Source organism: Hyphomicrobium sp. (assembly GCF_041674905.1).
Lineage (GTDB): Bacteria > Pseudomonadota > Alphaproteobacteria > Rhizobiales > Hyphomicrobiaceae > Hyphomicrobium_B.
This window is the reverse complement of record NZ_JBAYUV010000080.1, coordinates 1-2,568: the sequence shown is the minus strand read 5'-3', so window position 1 is coordinate 2,568 and position 2,568 is coordinate 1. Positions and strand designations below refer to the sequence as shown.

Sequence of the window (2,568 nt, the reverse complement as noted above, 5' to 3'; positions counted from 1 at the left end):
GCAGAATATCCCAGGCAACAAGCAGGAAACGCGAGCAGCCGCCGGATCTGGCATTACCAGCAGCAAGGCGATCATCATCATTGTGATCCGGCGCATTTTAGCGCCTCCTTTGGTTCTCCGACGCCGATCTCTCATTGAGAGTTTCGACCAGCGTCGTAACCCTGTTTTTGAGGTCTTGGATTGAAAGCTTCAGATCGTAAGTGTCCTTCTGCGCGATGCGACCGTCGGCGCGGAGTTCGCTTATTTGTCCCGTAATATTTGCCCAAACAATGCCGGCCAAGCCAAGCAGAGCGGCAATCAGGATACTAACCATCCAGCGCGTAAACGCAGCCGAGACTGCCTCCGGTTTGTTGCTGCCCATGTCCGACATCGCCTGTTTTACCCTTTGCGCCAGCGCGACAAATCGCGAGTTGAGTTCAGTGCCTGAAACCATACTCATCGGCGCGCGCCGATCCGGCAGGCATCACGTGTCTTATGATAATCTCTTACGAGCCGATCCAGCGCTGCGCCTTTCGGGAGCGCTCGTAATTCTTTCGCGGCCTGTTTCATTGTCGCTGGAGAATAGCCAACAAGCGGCGGACAGCCTGATCCGGTTGTCTGGCAAGCGGCAAGCATGAGAGCCGCCGCGATTGGTATAAAAAGCTTCAACATTTTGCCTCCTTTCAGACACTTGCAAACACGACAAAAGCGCAGACAAAGAGAACGATCCAGAATATTGCTTGCGCCTGGCCGCCGTCGCCCGCGCCCAATCTAGAATGTTCCATCGTCGAGAGATTTCGCCGTATCTTCACGATTTTCGTCGCGCACCATCACTTCGCCTTGCTTTTTGGCGATATCTAGGTCCGCTTCCGCTTGGGCGGCGCGCTCAGCGGATTTCCCGCTTTCCTTAAGCTGATTGGATAGGTATCGCATGAGGGCATAAAATGCGGCGCCAGCGACGACCGCTCCCACAACGATGGCGATCTGGATATAGCCGCTCATTCTGTCCTCCGAGGGGATGGGTTGGAGCCCGCGACGCGCGTCCAACGCGAAGCGGGCTCGCTAGCACATCAGACTTTCGCAGCGCTGGCCGGCGTGACGGTCGGCGTAAAAAAAGTTTTCATGATGATCGTCATGAAGCTCACAATGGCGCTGACGCCTGCGATGAGCTGAACCTTCGTATCATCAGGGATATTGAGTCCGAACGTCGCCGCCACCAAGAACGCGATGTTGGCGACATTCGCCCAATTGATCTTGCTATACCAGGCGCTCTTGACCTCAACTTCCACAACTTCAGCCATTTTCATTTCTCCTTTAGTTAGCGACAAAACCGGCGTCGGGGAGGACGCCGGATGATTTCCTGACCGGACTGGTCAGGATTCCCTGACGTCGTTCAGAGGCGCGGCCAAGCGACATGCACGCCAGCCACGCCCAGCAAAATCTGGATGATGTAAAGCGCAACAAACGCTGCGGCGACAACCGCGATGACATAGATGAGCGTGTTGAATGGCTCTGCGATTTGCAGCACGCCGATGATGCGTTGAACCGCCCACCACAAGACGCCGATGACGATGAGCAGGAATACGATATGGATCAGTGTCTCGATCATTGCGGTTTCTCCCATGTGAACAGCTTCGTCGACAGAAAGCGCTCTACGTATTCCATGATCGGCGTCATTGAGAGGGCGTAGAGCAGCCCCAACACAAAAGCCAAAGGGCCGAACACAACGCCGACGACCATATGGCCGACGGTGAATGTCCGGCGCTCTACGTTTTCGGGATCGGCGACAGACGCTTGCACGTTTTCCTGCGCGTAAGCCCATGTCGTTAAGAGCATTCCGAGAATGCCGAGAATTGCCCACAAAAGCAGAAGAGTCATTCGCTCGCCCTCAGTTCACATCGAATACGAATATATTCTGACTTGTCGGGCGCGATGGCGCTTTCGATCATCGGCGCGGTCACGGCAGGGCCGCACACGATCATTCCCGGTTCCGCGACAAACGCCCGGTAGACGCGCGCCGTGTTCTGGTCGCAGATCGGCTGGCCGACATTGCAGATGAAAACGAGGATATATAGGCGGATCATTTCCGGTCTACCGCCGTCGCTTATTGATGATGTCGCCAACCATGCCCGCGGGAACGGAATTGTTGTGTCGCCAATTCATAGACGCTCCGGTGATCGATTGCTGGCCTTGGCCAGATTGGCACCCCGACAGCGTCGCGGCGCCGATGAGAACCGCCAGCATGGACGCGGCGAAGATATATAGTCTGCGCATTACCGGCCTCCCGTTAAGATAACGACGAAGGCGAAGATCGCGAGCGCCATGAGCGCGCCACACAAAATCTCAATGATGAACATCGCCGCCCCTACAATTTGATGAGCCAGCCGACCAAGGCGACGACCGACGCGCCGACGCCGAGCATGCAAACAGCGGCAAACATCCGCGCTAGGGTTTCAGGCTCAGGGATCATGCCGCCATCCGCCGATAGGCATTAGCTAACAGCGTGTCATATCGGTTCTTGCGATATCCTGGGCCGTTGTAGCGGCGTGCGAATGCTGCCCACTGACGATTACGCAGTTCGTCGGCGAG

General features: G+C 56.1%; 8 protein-coding genes. All 8 read right to left on the bottom strand.

Going from position 1 to position 2,568, the window contains the following annotated elements; all coding sequences use genetic code 11:
- Window positions 1–97: 97 nt before the first annotated feature.
- The 8 genes from WC026_RS17445 to WC026_RS17410 all read right to left on the bottom strand — a co-directional run bounded on the left by WC026_RS17445 (window position 98) and on the right by WC026_RS17410 (window position 2,556).
- A complete protein-coding gene (locus WC026_RS17445) occupies window positions 98–439 on the bottom strand; it encodes a hypothetical protein (RefSeq protein WP_372712279.1) in 342 nt (113 codons plus the stop codon).
- A 311-nt stretch (window positions 440–750) separates the two neighbouring features.
- A complete protein-coding gene (locus WC026_RS17440) occupies window positions 751–981 on the bottom strand; it encodes a hypothetical protein (RefSeq protein WP_372712278.1) in 231 nt (76 codons plus the stop codon).
- A gap of 68 nt (window positions 982–1,049) precedes the next feature.
- Complete coding sequence (locus WC026_RS17435) at window positions 1,050–1,280, bottom strand: hypothetical protein (protein WP_372712277.1); 231 nt, start codon at window positions 1,278–1,280, stop codon at window positions 1,050–1,052.
- Window positions 1,281–1,372: 92 nt separating this feature from the next.
- Entirely contained in the window at window positions 1,373–1,588 is a 216-nt protein-coding gene (locus tag WC026_RS17430; protein ID WP_372712276.1) for a hypothetical protein, read from the bottom strand.
- The gene (locus tag WC026_RS17425; RefSeq protein ID WP_372712275.1) at window positions 1,585–1,857 is read right to left on the bottom strand and encodes a hypothetical protein; all 273 of its coding nucleotides are present in this window, start codon (window positions 1,855–1,857) and stop codon (window positions 1,585–1,587) included. Before WC026_RS17425 ends, WC026_RS17430 begins: the two co-directional genes overlap by 4 nt.
- A complete protein-coding gene (locus WC026_RS17420) occupies window positions 1,854–2,063 on the bottom strand; it encodes a hypothetical protein (protein WP_372712274.1) in 210 nt (69 codons plus the stop codon). Before WC026_RS17420 ends, WC026_RS17425 begins: the two co-directional genes overlap by 4 nt.
- A 7-nt stretch (window positions 2,064–2,070) precedes the next feature.
- On the bottom strand, window positions 2,071–2,253 hold the full coding sequence (locus tag WC026_RS17415; protein WP_372712273.1) for a hypothetical protein: 183 nt from the start codon (window positions 2,251–2,253) through the stop codon (window positions 2,071–2,073).
- A 192-nt stretch (window positions 2,254–2,445) separates the two neighbouring features.
- Complete coding sequence (locus tag WC026_RS17410; protein WP_372712280.1) at window positions 2,446–2,556, bottom strand: N-acetylmuramidase domain-containing protein; 111 nt, start codon at window positions 2,554–2,556, stop codon at window positions 2,446–2,448.
- Window positions 2,557–2,568: the final 12 nt, after the last annotated feature.

What these genes read in the sequence shown, in the direction of transcription:
- WC026_RS17445 (WP_372712279.1), bottom strand. Translation starts at nt 439, where the DNA reads ATGAGTATGGTTTCAGGCACTGAACTCAACTCGCGATTTGTCGCGCTG.
- WC026_RS17440 (WP_372712278.1), bottom strand. Translation starts at nt 981, where the DNA reads ATGAGCGGCTATATCCAGATCGCCATCGTTGTGGGAGCGGTCGTCGCT.
- WC026_RS17435 (WP_372712277.1), bottom strand. Translation starts at nt 1,280, where the DNA reads ATGGCTGAAGTTGTGGAAGTTGAGGTCAAGAGCGCCTGGTATAGCAAG.
- WC026_RS17430 (WP_372712276.1), bottom strand. Translation starts at nt 1,588, where the DNA reads ATGATCGAGACACTGATCCATATCGTATTCCTGCTCATCGTCATCGGC.
- WC026_RS17425 (WP_372712275.1), bottom strand. Translation starts at nt 1,857, where the DNA reads ATGACTCTTCTGCTTTTGTGGGCAATTCTCGGCATTCTCGGAATGCTC.
- WC026_RS17420 (WP_372712274.1), bottom strand. Translation starts at nt 2,063, where the DNA reads ATGATCCGCCTATATATCCTCGTTTTCATCTGCAATGTCGGCCAGCCG.
- WC026_RS17415 (WP_372712273.1), bottom strand. Translation starts at nt 2,253, where the DNA reads ATGCGCAGACTATATATCTTCGCCGCGTCCATGCTGGCGGTTCTCATC.